At 34.1% G+C, this 15,677-nt stretch carries 14 protein-coding genes; 7 read left to right on the top strand and 7 right to left on the bottom strand.

The window, feature by feature from the left end:
• Nucleotides 1-23: 23 nt before the first annotated feature.
• From PSA_RS13535 to PSA_RS13520, 4 genes are all read left to right on the top strand, one after another.
• On the top strand, nucleotides 24-1,754 hold the full coding sequence (locus tag PSA_RS13535; protein WP_042148857.1) for an autotransporter assembly complex family protein: 1,731 nt from the start codon (nucleotides 24-26) through the stop codon (nucleotides 1,752-1,754).
• Between the two features lie 113 nt (nucleotides 1,755-1,867).
• Complete coding sequence (locus PSA_RS13530; protein ID WP_193216544.1) at nucleotides 1,868-5,416, top strand: translocation/assembly module TamB domain-containing protein; 3,549 nt, start codon at nucleotides 1,868-1,870, stop codon at nucleotides 5,414-5,416.
• A 26-nt stretch (nucleotides 5,417-5,442) separates the two neighbouring features.
• Nucleotides 5,443-6,288 carry a transporter substrate-binding domain-containing protein gene (locus tag PSA_RS13525; protein WP_059364941.1) on the top strand — a complete coding sequence of 282 codons (846 nt, stop codon included), beginning with the start codon at nucleotides 5,443-5,445 and terminating at the stop codon, nucleotides 6,286-6,288.
• Nucleotides 6,281-7,168, top strand: coding sequence for a peptidylprolyl isomerase (locus tag PSA_RS13520; protein WP_042148839.1), 888 nt, complete (start codon nucleotides 6,281-6,283; stop codon nucleotides 7,166-7,168). Before PSA_RS13525 ends, PSA_RS13520 begins: the two co-directional genes overlap by 8 nt.
• Before the next feature lie 51 nt (nucleotides 7,169-7,219).
• Here PSA_RS13520 and PSA_RS13515 read toward each other — a convergent pair whose 3' ends face one another.
• The 3 genes from PSA_RS13515 to PSA_RS13500 form a co-directional block, all read right to left on the bottom strand.
• Nucleotides 7,220-7,903, bottom strand: a complete 684-nt coding sequence (locus PSA_RS13515) for a hypothetical protein (RefSeq protein ID WP_042148843.1) — start codon at nucleotides 7,901-7,903, stop codon at nucleotides 7,220-7,222.
• Between the two features lie 23 nt (nucleotides 7,904-7,926).
• A protein-coding gene (locus PSA_RS24630; protein ID WP_157575782.1) for an IS3 family transposase occupies nucleotides 7,927-9,110 on the bottom strand; the annotation gives its coding sequence in 2 pieces (ribosomal slippage) (nucleotides 7,927-8,843 and nucleotides 8,843-9,110; 1,185 coding nt in all).
• Between the two features lie 42 nt (nucleotides 9,111-9,152).
• A complete protein-coding gene (locus PSA_RS13500; RefSeq protein WP_042150913.1) occupies nucleotides 9,153-10,037 on the bottom strand; it encodes a winged helix-turn-helix domain-containing protein in 885 nt (294 codons plus the stop codon).
• Between the two features lie 187 nt (nucleotides 10,038-10,224).
• Here PSA_RS13500 and PSA_RS13495 point away from each other — a divergent pair, with 187 nt between their 5' ends.
• Both PSA_RS13495 and PSA_RS13490 read left to right on the top strand, forming a co-directional pair.
• The gene (locus PSA_RS13495) at nucleotides 10,225-11,133 is read left to right on the top strand and encodes a serine hydrolase (protein ID WP_052380205.1); all 909 of its coding nucleotides are present in this window, start codon (nucleotides 10,225-10,227) and stop codon (nucleotides 11,131-11,133) included.
• Complete coding sequence (locus PSA_RS13490) at nucleotides 11,061-11,666, top strand: tetratricopeptide repeat protein (RefSeq protein ID WP_052380204.1); 606 nt, start codon at nucleotides 11,061-11,063, stop codon at nucleotides 11,664-11,666. The genes PSA_RS13495 and PSA_RS13490 overlap by 73 nt, the downstream gene beginning before the upstream one ends.
• A 58-nt stretch (nucleotides 11,667-11,724) precedes the next feature.
• On the opposite strand, the gene queF is transcribed toward PSA_RS13490, so the two are convergent.
• Nucleotides 11,725-12,573, bottom strand: coding sequence for an NADPH-dependent 7-cyano-7-deazaguanine reductase QueF (gene queF, locus PSA_RS13485; protein ID WP_042150920.1), 849 nt, complete (start codon nucleotides 12,571-12,573; stop codon nucleotides 11,725-11,727).
• 67 nt (nucleotides 12,574-12,640) lie between these two features.
• Here queF and syd point away from each other — a divergent pair, with 67 nt between their 5' ends.
• Nucleotides 12,641-13,192, top strand: a complete 552-nt coding sequence (gene syd / locus PSA_RS13480) for a SecY-interacting protein (RefSeq protein ID WP_042150911.1) — start codon at nucleotides 12,641-12,643, stop codon at nucleotides 13,190-13,192.
• Nucleotides 13,193-13,263: 71 nt separating this feature from the next.
• Here the strand turns inward: syd and PSA_RS13475 are convergent, their stop codons facing one another.
• From PSA_RS13475 to PSA_RS13465, 3 genes are read right to left on the bottom strand one after another with little or no spacing between them, the layout of a single operon-like run.
• Nucleotides 13,264-13,935 (bottom strand): M15 family metallopeptidase, encoded by a 672-nt coding sequence (locus PSA_RS13475; protein WP_042150910.1) that lies wholly within the window; start codon nucleotides 13,933-13,935, stop codon nucleotides 13,264-13,266.
• Nucleotides 13,932-15,062: a succinyl-diaminopimelate desuccinylase gene (gene dapE, locus PSA_RS13470; protein WP_042150908.1), complete on the bottom strand. Its 1,131-nt coding sequence runs from the start codon at nucleotides 15,060-15,062 to the stop codon at nucleotides 13,932-13,934. Before dapE ends, PSA_RS13475 begins: the two co-directional genes overlap by 4 nt.
• Nucleotides 15,059-15,412: an ArsC family reductase gene (locus PSA_RS13465; RefSeq protein WP_231665258.1), complete on the bottom strand. Its 354-nt coding sequence runs from the start codon at nucleotides 15,410-15,412 to the stop codon at nucleotides 15,059-15,061. Before PSA_RS13465 ends, dapE begins: the two co-directional genes overlap by 4 nt.
• Between the last annotated feature and the right edge of the window lie 265 nt (nucleotides 15,413-15,677).

Genomic DNA, 15,677 nt, shown 5'->3' with positions numbered 1-15,677 from the left:
ACTTAAGTTTTAAAGGAATTAAAATGTTACGTTATTTTTCATATCTTTGGTTATTTTTATTAAGTATGTTTTTACAGGCCAAAGAAAATAATATTTCAGATTTTGAACTATCTGGAATTAAAGGCCAGTTACTTTATAATGTCAGTTTTTATTTAGCAAAAGTAAAAAATGAATCTGCAACTAAACAATTAAAACGCCACAGCATAGATCAAATTAAGACTAGCTTGAAGGCACTTGGTTATTATGAACCTAAAATAACACTCTCTTTTGAACAAGATGGTGAAGTGCAAGACAAGCTAGTGATAATGAAAGTTGATATTGAGCCCGGCACAGAAGTGAGAATTGCAAAGTTAAATTATCACCTTCAAGGAGAAGGTAAAGACGATAATGCTTTAACTCAGGTTATTAAAAAGCTTCCTTTGGTTCAGGGAGATGTAATAAATCATGCAATATATGAGAAATCCAAATCTATGATTGAAAGCCAGTTACTCGAACTGGGGTATTTTGATGCCCAATGGCAAGTAAATGAACTGGGTATATCACTAAAAAATCACAGTGCTATCGTGACTTTTGATATCAATACGGGTCCTCGTTATACCTACGGACCAATTGTTATTTCATCAGATACGCCTGCGGTAAAATATATACGTTCATTAGCATCTTTTAAAACAGGTGAAGCTTATCAAGCACATATCATTTCACAATATAATTTAGATATAGCGAGCACCCCTTATTTTAAAAGTGTTCGTGTATATGCAGATATTGAACATAGAGAAAATAAGCAAATTCCCATCAAAGTTGACGTATTACACAAACCTGCAAATAGTTATGAAATTGGCGGTGGTTTTTCAACAGACTTAGGAGCGAAAGCAAGAATAAAATGGAGTAAACCTTGGGTCGGTACTGACGGCCATTATTTTGAGACTGATGCTGTCGTTACAGATTATGAGAAAGAATTTGAATTCGCATATACAGTACCCGTAGATGATCCTGTAGATGATGTATGGCGTTATGCATTTGGTTATAAAAGTGAAAATAACTCACATACTCAGAAGTATATCCGAACATTGACCACACAATTACAAAGACAGTGGGTTACTCAGTCTAATTGGGTACGCACAGCTTTTATAAAACATGAGCGAGAAGATTTTGAAATAGCTGATGATCCGGGCAAAACAGAAATGTTATTACCGGGTATTAGTTTTGCAAAAAAGAAAACAAAAGGTGGAACAACACCATTTTGGGGTAATCAATGGCTACTGTCGGCTGAAGTGGGATTAGATGGTGTATTATCTGATACTGATTTGTTAAAACTGCAATTTCAAACAGCGCTGTTAAGAACCTATCGTAATAACCACCTTTTTTATGTTAAATCAAAGTTAGGCGCAATTTTGGTTGAAGATATCAACGACGTACCTGCATCAATGCGCTTTTTTGCTGGTGGCGATCAAAGTATTCGAGGATTTAAATACGAATCAATTTCACCAGCAGATGAGAAAGGAAATCTTGTTGGTGGTAAATATTTAGTCACAGGCACGTTAGAGTATAACTATCAGTTTGCGCCATCATGGCGGGCGGCTTTGTTTGTAGACGGAGGTACGTCAACGAACGATTTTTCAGAGGATATTGAAGTTGGAACAGGAATTGGTATTCGATGGTTAACACCCATTGGTCCAATTAGAATTGACCATGCTTGGGCAATAACAGATAACAATAATACTCGGTTCAGTGTGACAATAGGGCCGGAAATATGAGCCGTAAATCACCAAAAAATCAGAATAATTCAAAAGAAACAAAGTCTGTCTTCAAAAAATTTAAACGTTATCTCACATATATTTCGTTGATTCTGTCAACGTTAATATTTTGCATGTTATTTACTAGTCCTGGCAATAAGCTAATTGCTTTTACTGCGAATAAGTTAGTCGCTGGCTTATCAATAAAATTAGATGATGGACGTTTTTTATATCAAGACCCGTTTTCAGTGACATATGAAAATAGCGAGCTTAATGCCCATATTGAAAATGTTACGATAGGTTTAAATATCTGGCAATGTGCCTATGGTTATCTTAAAAATGAAAATGCAGTGTGTTTAGATGCTTTAGCGTTAAATTCAGCTGATATTACACTGTCTGATGGCGATCTTAATATTGAAAAACTGTCATCACTTATAGGAGTTGATAAAGGTGTTAACCAACCAATCCTGAACGTCAAAAAACTACAAGTCGAAAAGATTCGTTTTAAACAAAAATCGGCAGTTGAAATAGCCAAAGCTAAACAACCGCTTATTTTTGAACCAATTGATGATGTACTGTTTAAAACACCTATAGATTTTATTTTAACTGAATTGAAATTAAATCGTCTGGAGGTTCATCAAGAAAAACAGGTTCATGTTATTAATAATATTAATCTAGCCGCAGATTTTTTTGATAGTCAGCTCAATTTAAATAATTTAGCTTTGTCTTATCAAGATATTCAGCTCTCGTCACAAGGCATTATTAACCTTATTACGAATAATCCATTAGATGTTAACCTAGATATAAAACAAATTAAAAATAAAGAGCTTCTCCATGGTTTTACATTTAAGGCACAGGGAGATTTAGCTGCACTTAATTTTGATTTACAAACAATAGGGCAGTATCCATCAACAACAAATGGCAAGTTAAATTTAAAAACAAAAAATTACCCATTTAATTTAAATACGCAAATACAAGACTGGCAGCACTTTGCAGATGATAAAAATTATAAATTAAATCACTTGTCTCTAATATCTGGTGGTTCACTTAAAAATTATGATGTAAAACTGGTCAGTGAACAAGGGGTTAATGCTTATCCATTAATAGACTTAACGCTTTTAGGTAAAGGTGACTTAACACAATTTACATTAGAGCAGTTATCTCTAAATACTCCAAAAAGTGCGGTATCAATTCAAGGTGATGTGACGTTTAAAGATGATTTATTGGCGAATATATCAGGAGAGCTGACTAAATTAAACTTGCAGGAATTTGCAGCCAATATAAATACAGATCTAAATGGTGCATTTGATTTGAACTTTAAACAATCAAAATCAAACTGGTTATTATCGGTTAGTAACTTTGATTTAGGTGGTTCATTCGCTTTAGGTGAAGGTAATACAGTACCCTTTGAGCTCAATACCCAGTTTAATTTGGACAATCAGATAAATGCAAACGTCGATTTAATTAGCTTAATAAGCGGTTCAAATACACTGAGTTTAAGTGGTGAGATAAATAATATATGGGATCTTAAAGGTAATTTAGATATAAACCAGCCAAGCAACTTTTTAAATGAATTAGCGGGTAAAGGTTATGGCAGTTTAGCGATAACAGGTGAGCGAATAAAACCTGAGATAAACTGGGAGTTAGGCTTTAGTGATTTAAGTTATCAACAAATTAAAATACAACAAGCAAAAACCCAAGGTTTTATATCGGTAGCTGATAACTTTAAAACCCACATCAATTTATTAATAAATAATGGTGAACTTGAAGGAAAAAAATTACAAACACTTGATTTAAATATCAAAGGTGATAAATCAAATCATCATGCGAATTTTAAACTGAATTCTGATTTAGTAAAAAGTGCCTTTAAAATTACAGGCGGTGTAAATAATAAAAATGTATGGCACTCGGTTATATCTGATTTGTATATCACTGATAATGTTCAAGTCGTTCGACCAAAAAAAAATATTGATTTACAGCTTGATATTAATAATAAAGCAATACAAATTAAGAGTCATTGTTGGCAATCAAATGAATCAGACCTGTGTATTGAACAATTAACGGCAAGTGAGCAACAAGGCGATATCAAAGTAGACTTAACTAAATTTAATTTAGCCAGCATAGCGCATTTATTACCAGAAGATTTAACTGCTACGGGCTCATTTACAGGTGGTTTAAATGTAAATTGGCAACAAGGTAAATTAGAGAAACTGGATATGAATTTAGCTTCTCAAGTATTAGAGTTTGCACTACAGCAAGAAGAGAAACACTTTGTTTTACCTGTAAAAGAAATCAAAATTAATGCAAACTCAACTTCACAAAAGGCATATTTTAATGGATTTTTAAATTCAGATTTATTTGGCTCAATATCAAGTGAAATGATCATTTCAGATATCACTGCTGCAAAAAATCTAGATGGCATAATTAAAATGAATGGCTTTAAGCTTGATAAGTTTAAGCCTTTTATTCAAAAAATAGATACTTTGTCTGGAGATGTTTTTGCAGATATAAATATTTCAGGGCCATTAAATAAACCATATTTATCAGGCGAATTAAGTGCAAAAAACATCGATATATCAGGGGATAATATTCCTGTTGCGATTAAAGGTAGCCATTTTAATATTGGGTTTAAAGAGCAAAAACTGGTACTGAATGCTGATATATCTGATGATCAACAAGGCAATGCAAAACTAAAAGGCGAATTAGATTGGCAAGGTACGCGTCTTGGTGGTCAATTAAATGTAATAGGGCAAGACTTTAATTTAAAACTGGAACAAGGCGTTAAAATACGATTGAACCCTGATTTACAAGTTGTAGTGGCAAATAATGAGTTAGATATTAAAGGTAGAGTTGAAATTCCCTATGGGCGCATTTCGATTGAATCCTTACCTGAAGGAGCTGTAAAAGTCAGTGAAGATGAAGTGATTTTTGAACATGAAAAACAAGTGAAAGACCCCGGTTTTTTCTATTCATTAGATTTGTCTTTAATCGTAAAAGATGATGTTAAAATAGATTCGTTTGGTTTAATTTCAGAGCTTGAAGGTGACTTATCCCTTAAAAAAGGCTATCACAGCCCTTTACTGACAACGGGCGATATTAATTTAATCAATGGTGTATACCAGTCTTTTGGCCAAGATTTACACATTCAAACTGGTCAAGTCGGTTTTAGTGGTGCGATTGATAAACCATATTTAAATATTAAAGCCATTAGAAACTCGGAGAAAACAGCTGATGATGTGATTGCTGGTATTACGCTTACTGGTAATGTAGATAAACCTAAGTTATCGATTTTTTCTGAACCAAGTAAAGACCAAGCAGAGGCGTTATCTTATTTATTAAATGGTCAACCTTTAGGTGAAGGCGAAAGTAACTCTAACAGTGCGATGTTAACCCAACTCTTACTTTCTCAAGGACTTGCTATAGGGGAGGGACTTGTGAGTAAAATTGGTTCTCGACTTGGTGTAGAAGATATTGCTCTTGGTTCAACAGGATCAGGAGATGATACCAAGGTAGAAATCTCTGGTTACTTAATGCCAGGTGTGCAAGTAAAATATAGTGTTGGTGTATTTGAGCCACTCACAGAAATTATTATTCGTTATCAGCTATTACCTCAGCTATATATAGAGGCTATAAATGGAGTGAATGACTCTTTAGACATCCTTTATAAGTTTGATTGGGATTAACACTAATTAATATAATAGAGGTTAAAATGAATATGAAAGTTGTTTGTTTACTGTTTTTTTTCATGGGCACCTCAACTTATGCAAATAATGACGTTTTAACTATACGTTATCAATCACCTGCAAATGATTATATTGCAGAGCTGTTTGTTTTGGTGCTTGATAAGTCAGGTCAAAAATTTAATTGTATACCGGTAAAAGACTTACCAAGTCAAAAAAGAACCATTCTATTGTTAGGTAAAGATAAATCGCTTGACCTATTTTGGACTGTTACGAATGTTAAGAGGGAAGAGCAAGCTTTAGCTGTTAAAATCCCACTAGATCGAGGGTTGTTGGGATATCGAATTCCACTTATTAATAAGCGCACTCCCGACTTATTTAAAAACAAACAAAATACGATAGACATTAGAAAAGTCCATTTTGGCCTTAGATTTGATTGGCCAGATTTAGAGATTTTCAAGCAAAATGAATTATCAATATTAAGTTTTTCATCTCATAGTCAGGCAAATAATTTGTTAAAATCCGGACGGATAGATGCAATTCCTGATGGCTTACTAGAAGTCGGTTCTTATAAACTCCAACCTGAATTAACCTATGATAAACATGTTGTTTTATATTACCCATCAGCAGTTTATTTCTTTGTGGCAAAAGAAAATCAAGTGCTTCATGATGCACTAGAAAAAGGTCTTAATTTATCTCTAAAAGATGGCAGCTGGCAAAAGTTGTTCGATAAACATTTTTCTCATGTGATAGAAAATGTAAATTTAGCTAAAAGAACATTGATTCGATTAGATAATCCAACACTGCCAAGAACGGCACCAATTGATATATCTGAATATTGGTATAATACAAACAATAAGGTTTCAAATGAATAAAGTTAAAAGTTTTATTGCTTGCAGTATCTTAGTTGCAAATTTTGCATCAGCGAGTAATCAAGTTATTGAAAAAGTAGCTTCTCCTGCCGAAATTATCAAAAAGGCACCTACAACCGACTGGCGTAAATTGGATCCAGAAAATACTTTATATCTTGAGCTTGAAGAGGGCACTGTTGTAATCGAACTTAACCCAGAACTGGCGCCTGGACATGTAAAAAATATAAAACAATTAGCCAGAGAAGGCTTCTATAAAGACTTAAATGTTTATCGTTTTGTTGAAGGGTTTGTCGCCCAAGGTGGAGATGCCAAAGAAACCAAAAAACCAAAAGTTGGAAAATCAGCCATTAAAGCCGAATTTTATAAATTAACACAATCAGCACAGGTAATCACATTAGTTGATGATAAAGATGGTTATGCAAGTCGTACAGGCTTTTTAAATGGTTTTGCTGTTGCGCAAAATGATGATGCGACAAAAACATGGCAAACTCACTGCCCAGGCACTTTTGCTATGGCCAGAGGAAACTCAGCTGATAGTGGCGGTACTGAGTTTTACGTGGCTTTAGGTGCGATTAGATACCTAGATCATAATATTACTTCTTTTGGTCGTGTGATCACGGGTATGGAGCACATTCAACGTCTCGAACGCCAACCAAAAGATGATACTGATTTAGCATTTAAAAATTACAATGTGATCAAAGATGTTAAAGTGGCAGCTGACTATTTAAAAGAAAGACCTTTAGTAATCGATATTATGAAAACAGAATCAGAGTCTTTTAAAACCTTAATTAAAGCAAGAAGAAACCGCCCTGAAGATTGGTTTTTAGCGACACCAAATTACACAGATATCTGTGCTGTATCTGTACCTATGCGTCAAGGCTAAATATGTTTTGATTTCCCTTTAAATACTCATTTAAAGGGAAATCAAAAAAGACTATCTAGGCACTCGCTTTAATCTATTTAGTCTATTTTTTTGAGTTAATTTATGAAGAACATTTTTAAATTTAGACTCCTGATCAATACTTAAAAGTATAGATATATTTTCAAAGCGATATTCGAGGGTGAAACCCGACTCGATAGCAAGGATCAGTTCGCCTATTGCTTTTTCGGTGGCGTTATTGGCAAATAATAAGAGTCCTTTAATAAATTTAAGCTCAGGCCACTGATTTCCTTTCTCTATCTCATTTTCAATTTGTTGTGTTAATAGTTTGACTTGATATTTATCTTTATTAATAACTGAAATATATACTTGAGCAGGTAAGCTATATCGACCACCTAATAAGGCGGCTTGTTCAAAACTGTTTTTGGCTAATTGCAGGTTTTCGGATTGTAATAAATGTTGCGCTATAAGCCAGTGATCAAACTGAGAAGTTGTATTTTTATCGTCATCTATTTGTGTAATTATCTTGGATAATGAGGCATCATTGGTAATTAGATTTAACTCAGTGAGGTAGCTTTGAGATAATCGATAATCAGGGTTAAATTCTAAAGATTGCTCTAGTGTCGCTTTTGCATGATTAGGCATACTTAATTTTTGATATGTCTGAGATAAAATAAGCATTACCTCAGGATTATTAGGAGATTTATCTATGGCTTTTTTTATAAGGGGATAAGCCATTATAGGATTGCCAACTGTAGTGGTCAACTAAATTTGGCCACAGTTTTAGAATTTAACCAGAACCTTCGCTCTGATTCATTTGGACTTAAGCCTGCATTATAGTGATGAGGCCTGATCTCGCTGTAATAACCTATTACGTAATCAGTAATTGCACCTTTGGCTTCTTTAAAATCGATGTAACCCTTTTTCGGCATCCATTCAGTTTTAAAGCTCCTAAAAAACCTTTCCATTGGCGCATTATCCCAACAATTTCCTCGTCGACTCATACTTTGCTTTATTTGATATTTCCATACCCTCTGACGATACTTTAAGCTTGTGTAATGACAGCCTTGATCTGAGTGAAACATGATACCTTTAGGTTTTCCTCTGCTTTCATAAGCCATATCTAAAGCGGCTATTGTTAATTCACTATCTGGAGACAAGGAGATAGCCCAACCAATTGGCTTCCTTGCAAATAAATCAATTACAACGGCTAAATATGCCCACCTGTGACCAATCCAAACATAGGTCACATCACCACACCAATACTGATTGGGTTCAATTACATCAAACTGTCTGTTTAATAAATTGGGTATTGAAACATGCTCTTTCTTTGCTTTTTTGTACTTATGATTTGGCGGTTGAGAGCTAACCAGCCCTAATTTTTTCATAAATTTAGCCGCTCGATACCGACTTAAATTAAAACCACGATAAGATGCAATATCAGAGATAGTTCTGGCACCCGCAGAGCCATTACTTTCTTTATGTATTGCTTTGATTTCAATAGATAACCTTAAATCATCAGTTGATACTGATTTATCTCTGTTAACCCAATATTTATAACTACTGCGATGTACGCCAAATACATCACATAATGTTTTAACTGGGTGACTATTGCTCTTATTGAGTTTCTCGATTATCGAGAATTGTTCAGAGAGTCCGACATCAATAGAGCTGTAGCCTTTTTTAATATATCCTTTTCTAATTCAATTCGCTGTATACGCTTTTTCAGTTCTCGAATTTCAATTTGTTCAGGCGTCATAGGTGATGCTGAAGGTGATTTTCCGCTTCGCTCAACCTTTAACTGGGCAACCCATTTACTCACAGTTGATTTACCCACATTCATAGCTTTTGCTGCTTCTTCTTGAGTATAGCCTTGGTCAATTACTAACTGAGCTGTTTCAAGTTTGATCGCTGCAGAATATGTTACACGGTTTTTCTTTATCATATGTCACCTAAATTGGTTATGAAATAATCATAACATTTCTTATTAGGTGGCCAAAACTACTGTACCACTACAAACCTCAAGGTATATTAATGCTTGATATGCTAAGGGTACTCCCCAATTAGGAGCAAGTTCACTTGCTTTTTCGAATAAATTTATAGATTCAGTAAAGTTGCCCTTAAGGTAAAGTGAAAAACCTAATGATTGGTATCCCCAAGGTTTGTTTGGCTCAAGAGTTATTGACTTTTTAGCGAACTTTATAGCATTTCGTAACCAAGGATCAGCTTTTCCAAACTGATAATAGCCTTGTGCATACACATTAGCTAATCCACTATTGATTGAACCTTTGTTTGGATTTAACTTTATTGATTTTTGATAAAGTGAAAGTGCTTTATCGTTATCTTTTTGGTTAAAGCGTGCATAATATTGTGCTGCTTGAAACTCATAATCAAAGTTACTGATATTGGTCTCTTCTTCTTTTGGGCTTAGAAGAAATAATGCGATTATTAATGTTATAAATATCAAAAAGAAAGTAACAAATTTGAGCAAGTTTTTATTCGTTTTGATTTTTAAAAGGTCATGTGACTTTTCAGAAAGATCTTTTTTAGTATTAGGGGCCTTGCATACAGTTGAAATGCATCGGTAACCGAGTCCGCGTTCGGCAACAAAATATTTGGGATTATCAGAAGAGTCTCCAAGAGAATCTCTTAGTCTAGATATTCGTTTTTTTAGGTTTTCATCAGATACGACCCGATCTGGCCAAACAGCTTTCATTAACTCATCATGACTTACTGTATTTGGGGTATTTTGAACTAGCGTCAGTAATAAACGATATGATAGCTCTGAAAGGTTAAGCTCAATGTCGTTTTTCAAGACTGATCTTTCGCTTGGAGTTATAACTAAACTATCGCCTACTAATAATTTATCCATTTATTATATGCTATTTTATTTCCATTAATACAATATGTTACAAGGTTTATTTTAGGTTGTCACTTTATGTCACCGAAAAAGACTTTGTTTGTCAGCTAGATTCTTACTTTTTTATATACAGTAATATTGATCAGCTAATGAGCATCATTTCCAGCTGATTGTATGTTTAATATATATAAGGAAAGTTATGAAAATTAAATCGCAATGTCTGATAATTATTCTATTTCGAATCATGGTTTGGCCGGCTTTGGCATATGACAAAGCTATTGAAATTGAAAAATTCGTAAGTGAATTTCACAACATTAAAGAATTTAACGGTACGGTTTTGGTTTCACAAAATAATGAAGTGATATTTGAAAAAGCATATGGTTTTGCTAATTTTGAATGGGATATAAAAAATACGTTAGATACTAAGTTTCGTATCGCATCTTTAACAAAACAGTTTACAGCCATGTTAATAATGCAGTTGGTTGAAGAAAATGTATTAAAACTAGATGCACCTATAAGTGAATATTTAAAAGGTTTTCGTAAAGATATAGGCGATAAAGTGACAATACATCATTTACTAAATCATACTTCGGGTATACCGAATTATTTACGGATTAAAAATTTTAGAAAAGATATTAGTCGTAATAACTATTCTGTAGATGAGTTTACTAAGCAATTTTGTAGCGATGATTTAGACTTTGAACCAGGTACAAAATTCACATATAGCAATTCTGGTTATTTTATACTTGGCAATATAATTGAAAAAGTAACAAAGCAAAGTTATGAATCTGTGCTAAATGATAAAATATTGAGCCCTTTAGGCATGAATAACACAGGTTATGATAATAGTTCTGTAATTATAAAAAATAGAGCAAGTGGCTATGACAAAAAACTTAATGGCTATGTCAATACAGGTTACCTTGATATGTCGATACCTTATGCGGCAGGTTCTATGTATTCAACCGTAAGAGATTTATCACTTTGGGATAATGCGTTATATACCGAAAGCTTATTAAGTAAAAATTCAATAAAAAAATGTTTAAAGTATCAAAACACAGAAATTATGCTTATGGATGGGAAGTTAACGAAATACCAACATCTGAATTAGGTAAAAAAATTACAAGTATTAACCATGGTGGCGGTATAAATGGTTTTAATTCAAGTATTACTCGCATTCTACAAGATAAATTATTAATTGTGATTTTAAACAATACAGGTGGTGTACCAATGCGTGCGCTAAATAAAGGAATTACCAATATTTTATATGGAAAACCTTATGAGTTAGCAAATAAACACCTTAAAAATAGACTCTATGATTGGATTATTGATGAGGGGGTCAATGTTGCTTTACAAAAGTACACTCAGTTAAATAAGCAAGGTGAAAGTTTGAGCGAAAGAAGGTTAAATTACTTTGGTTATGAGTTACTTAATTTAAACTTGATTGAAGCCGCTATTGAAATATTCAAGTTGAATGTTGTAAATAACCCTGAATCAGCGAATGCCTACGATAGTTTAGCCGAAGGGTATCTATCTATAAATAACAATAGGCTAGCATTGAGTAACTATAAGAAATCTTTAGCTTTAGATAAAGAAAACAAAAATGCGAAACAAGCAATTAAAAAGTTAAAAGCATTGCTTTAACTATGTGATATGAAGATAAAGCGGGTAAATAAATTTGATTTATTTACCCGGAATTAATTTACTGACGATTAGTTTTTATTACAAATGGGATTTCATCATTATTTGTAGCACGGTATGGATTGATATCTAATCCGCCACGTCTGGTATAACGGGCATACACTTCTAACTCTTTTATGCCTAATTTACTTTGTATATCACAATAGATACGTTCAACACATTGTTCATGAAATTCATTATGGTTTCTAAATGATATTAGATAACGTAATAGACTTTCGTGGCATATTTGCGTGCCTGAATAACGAATTACAATACTTGCCCAATCAGGCTGAGATGTGATCAAGCAATTAGATTTTAATAAATGACTATGTAGCATTTCAGTTACTTGCTCATTGCTATCGCTTAGCTTTAATAAATTACTATCAAATTGATAATCATCTATTTCTATATCTAAATCATCAATACATAAGCCAGGAAGGGCTGTCAGCTGTAGTGATGATAACTCATCTGCTTTATATAGTTTTATTTGAACTGGAGCATTTACAGCTTGAGATAAATCTCGAACTAAATGTGCTTGAACTGTTTGCCAATCAACAAATCGGGTTTGATTAAAACTATTTAAGTATAGTTTAAATGACTTAGACTCAACTAAATGACTGCTTTGACAAGGAAAAATAAACTCAGCAACCGCAACTTGTGGTTTGCCTTTTGAGTTTAACCAAGACATTTCGTAGCCAGTCCATAAGTCTTGACCTTTAAAAGGTAAGTCAGACTCAACAACATTTAACTGATCACGATTAAGCTTTCTAGGAATCGGAAAAAGTAAACTTGCATCGTATTGATCTTTATATTCAGTTTGTTGGCCTAAAAGCGTGCCTTTTAGTGCTTCAGAATTGTCGTATGCTGTCATATATATAAATTTTGCTTTTAAGGTTACAATTGCGTCCATTGTAACGAAAGTTAAGTGATCATGCAGTATGTCAGTTTATAAAAAATTAGAAACCCTATTTAATCAATATCAAAATCAAGCAAAACAAAAAACAGATCAACTTCCTGTTGTAGCCCATGACCCGCAATGGCCTAGCCCTTGTGAAATAACTGATACCTTAGTAAATGGTCAAATTCAGTGGCAAGCAATTGAGAAAGCGCCAAAAACTGATATGGAAAATTTAAGTCGCGCTCTAGAAGTTCAATTTCCTGAACAAATAAGCCAGTACTATGGTAGCTTTTATGCTGATAATATTACGGTAAGCTCTCCATGGGGACAATTAGTTTTGCTTCAGGCTTGGAGTGAAGATGATTATGACCAATTACAGCAAAACATCACAGGCCATGTATTAATGAAGCAAAAATTAAAACATGATGAAACAGTTTTCATTGCGTTAACCCAAGAAGATGATTTATTAGTGACCGTAGAAAACTGTACGGGTTATGTTTGGCTTGAATATGTGGGTAAACGTCCGCACCAAAAAATTGCGGATTCTGTATCTGAATTTTTAGAACAGCTTGAAGCAGACTTTATTGCTTAGTGAGATGCCTGTTGTATTTTAATAAAGACAACAGACAAGACTCCCGATAAAGGTCATCGGGAGTGACTTTATTAAGCGTTTATATTCATAACAAACTGGGTATATAGCTCAGGTAAATTCGATAAAACGGCTTCTTTTCCAGCAAAGTCATATTGCTTTAAAACCTTTTCTAACTTTTTAACTGAGAACTTTTTAAGCATCATATCTGCAGTAGATTTATGACTAATATGCCAAGGTTCGACAGCGATGCCTCCACGGTATTCATCGTAAGGTTTATAAAAACCAAACTCTGCCATATTGTCATCTAACCAAGCAGTTAAAGCCGCAAATCTGCCACCTTCACTATATTCATCTTGTTGTAAACGAATTTGATACTTATCTGTGATCGCGGCTTTATCATAAAAATCAAAGTCAGTGCCCCAATGGTGCCGACTCGCACCTGGCAGGGCGGAGAACAACATAATAGCTTGGCATTTTTCTAAATCAGATAATCCATTTAACTCAACAGGGTTATCATTGATATCAAATACAGGGTTAATGCCATTGTATTTCTTTTGCCAAATCATCAACTGTCTATCAAAACCTCTAAAGCTTGAAGCAATTGCTAAATCAAAACCAGCATTTTTAGCGGCAATAGTTAATGATTGCAAATCACTGACTATTGCCCAATTAACAAGTGAACCATGAAATTCAACTAAGTGCTTTTGGGTTTGACCGGTTAAAATTTCAGATGAAAACATCATGTTAAAGTCTCAATTAAAATTTGTTCATAAACATCTGTTAGTATCTCAAGATCATCTGCTTTTACACATTCATCAACTTTATGAATAGTGGCATTACAAGGTCCTAATTCTATTACTTGCGCGCCAGTTTGAGCAATAAATCGACCATCAGAAGTACCACCTGATGTTTCTAGCGAAGTATCTATATTTTGAATATGCTTAATTGCTTTTACAGTCGCATCTACTAATGGTCCGCTATCAGTTAAAAACGGTAAGCCATTTCTTACCCAGTTTAACTCATAATTCACATTATGTTTTTTTATGATCTCATTTACTTTCGTTTGTAGAATTTCCATTGTCACTTCAGTACTGAATCTAAAGTTAAATTGAACCTCTATAGAGCCTGGTATCACATTACCTGCACCTGTGCCGCCATTGATATTAGAAACTTGAAAGCTGGTGGCAGGAAAGTATGCATTACCTGAATCCCAATGGGTATTGGTTAATTCTTCAATAATAGGCGCAGCTAAATGGATTGGATTTAGAGCAAGTTGCGGGTAAGCCACATGGCCTTGAACACCTTTTACAGTTAAAAAGCCGGTTAATGAACCACGGCGACCATTTTTAACAACATCACCTAAAACTTTGGTAGAAGAGGGTTCACCAACGAGGCACATATCCATTTTTTCGTTACGCTTTTCCAGCTCATCAATCACACGAGTTGTGCCATTAATAAATGGACCTTCTTCGTCAGACGTAATTAAAAATGCAATTGAGCCCTTATGATCTGGATATTTAGCAATAAAACGTTCTGTTGCGACAACCATAGCAGCCAAAGACCCTTTCATATCAGCAGCGCCACGACCATGCAAATAGCCTTCTTTAATTTCGCCGCTAAAAGGGGGGATTTGCCATTCATTTTCTGGCCCTGTTGGCACGACATCTGTATGACCTGCAAAACAAAAAACAGGTGACTTATCACCTTTTCTGGCCCACATATTTTGGGTATCGACAAAAAACATGTTTTCGATATTAAAACCGACATTAGTTAAACGCTCAGCCATTAATTGCTGACAGCCTTCATCTAATGGGGTCACTGAAGGGCGCTGAATAAGTGCTTGCGCTAAAGCGATAACAGGTGAGGTCATTTATTAAAGATCTCTTTATATTGCGCGTCTTTAAAAGCTAAATGAGCGGCATCGTTATGCACTAATAATGGACGTTTAATCATTGCTGGGAACTCCACTAATAATTCAAGCGCAGTGTCTTTATTTAAGCCATCTTTTTGCGCTTGAGTTAGTTGGCGATACGTTGTGCCTCGTTTGTTTAATAACAGTTCCCAGCCAAATGCAGCTTCAAACTCAACTAACATCTCGCTTGTTAAACCTTGTACACGATAATCATGAAACTCAAATGCAATATCATTGGCTTCTAGCCACTTTTTAGCTTTTTTGATGGTGTCGCAGTTTTTTATACCGTACATAACTGTTTTGTTCATTTTTAATTCCAGTTCTTTGAAGTCTTTTAATTACCGACATTTAAACATATTTATAAGTGATTTTCAGCTAATCAATTATTCCTATGCTGGACTACAAAACATGTAACTCTGATTACAACAATTTATCTAAACTTGCTATAGATGGAATTAATTGTGAGTTACATCATGAGCACACGGGCAATTTTGTTTTGAGCATGATTGAAATTGTAGGGGTAAAGAAAGTTAAAGCCTATGCAAAAAGTGATTATGCTAAACAACAAATTCG

This window comes from Pseudoalteromonas sp. '520P1 No. 423', assembly GCF_001269985.1.
In the GTDB taxonomy this organism is placed as follows: domain Bacteria; phylum Pseudomonadota; class Gammaproteobacteria; order Enterobacterales; family Alteromonadaceae; genus Pseudoalteromonas.
The sequence above is the reverse complement of the archived record's forward strand: the minus strand, read 5'-3'. Positions and strand labels throughout refer to the sequence as shown.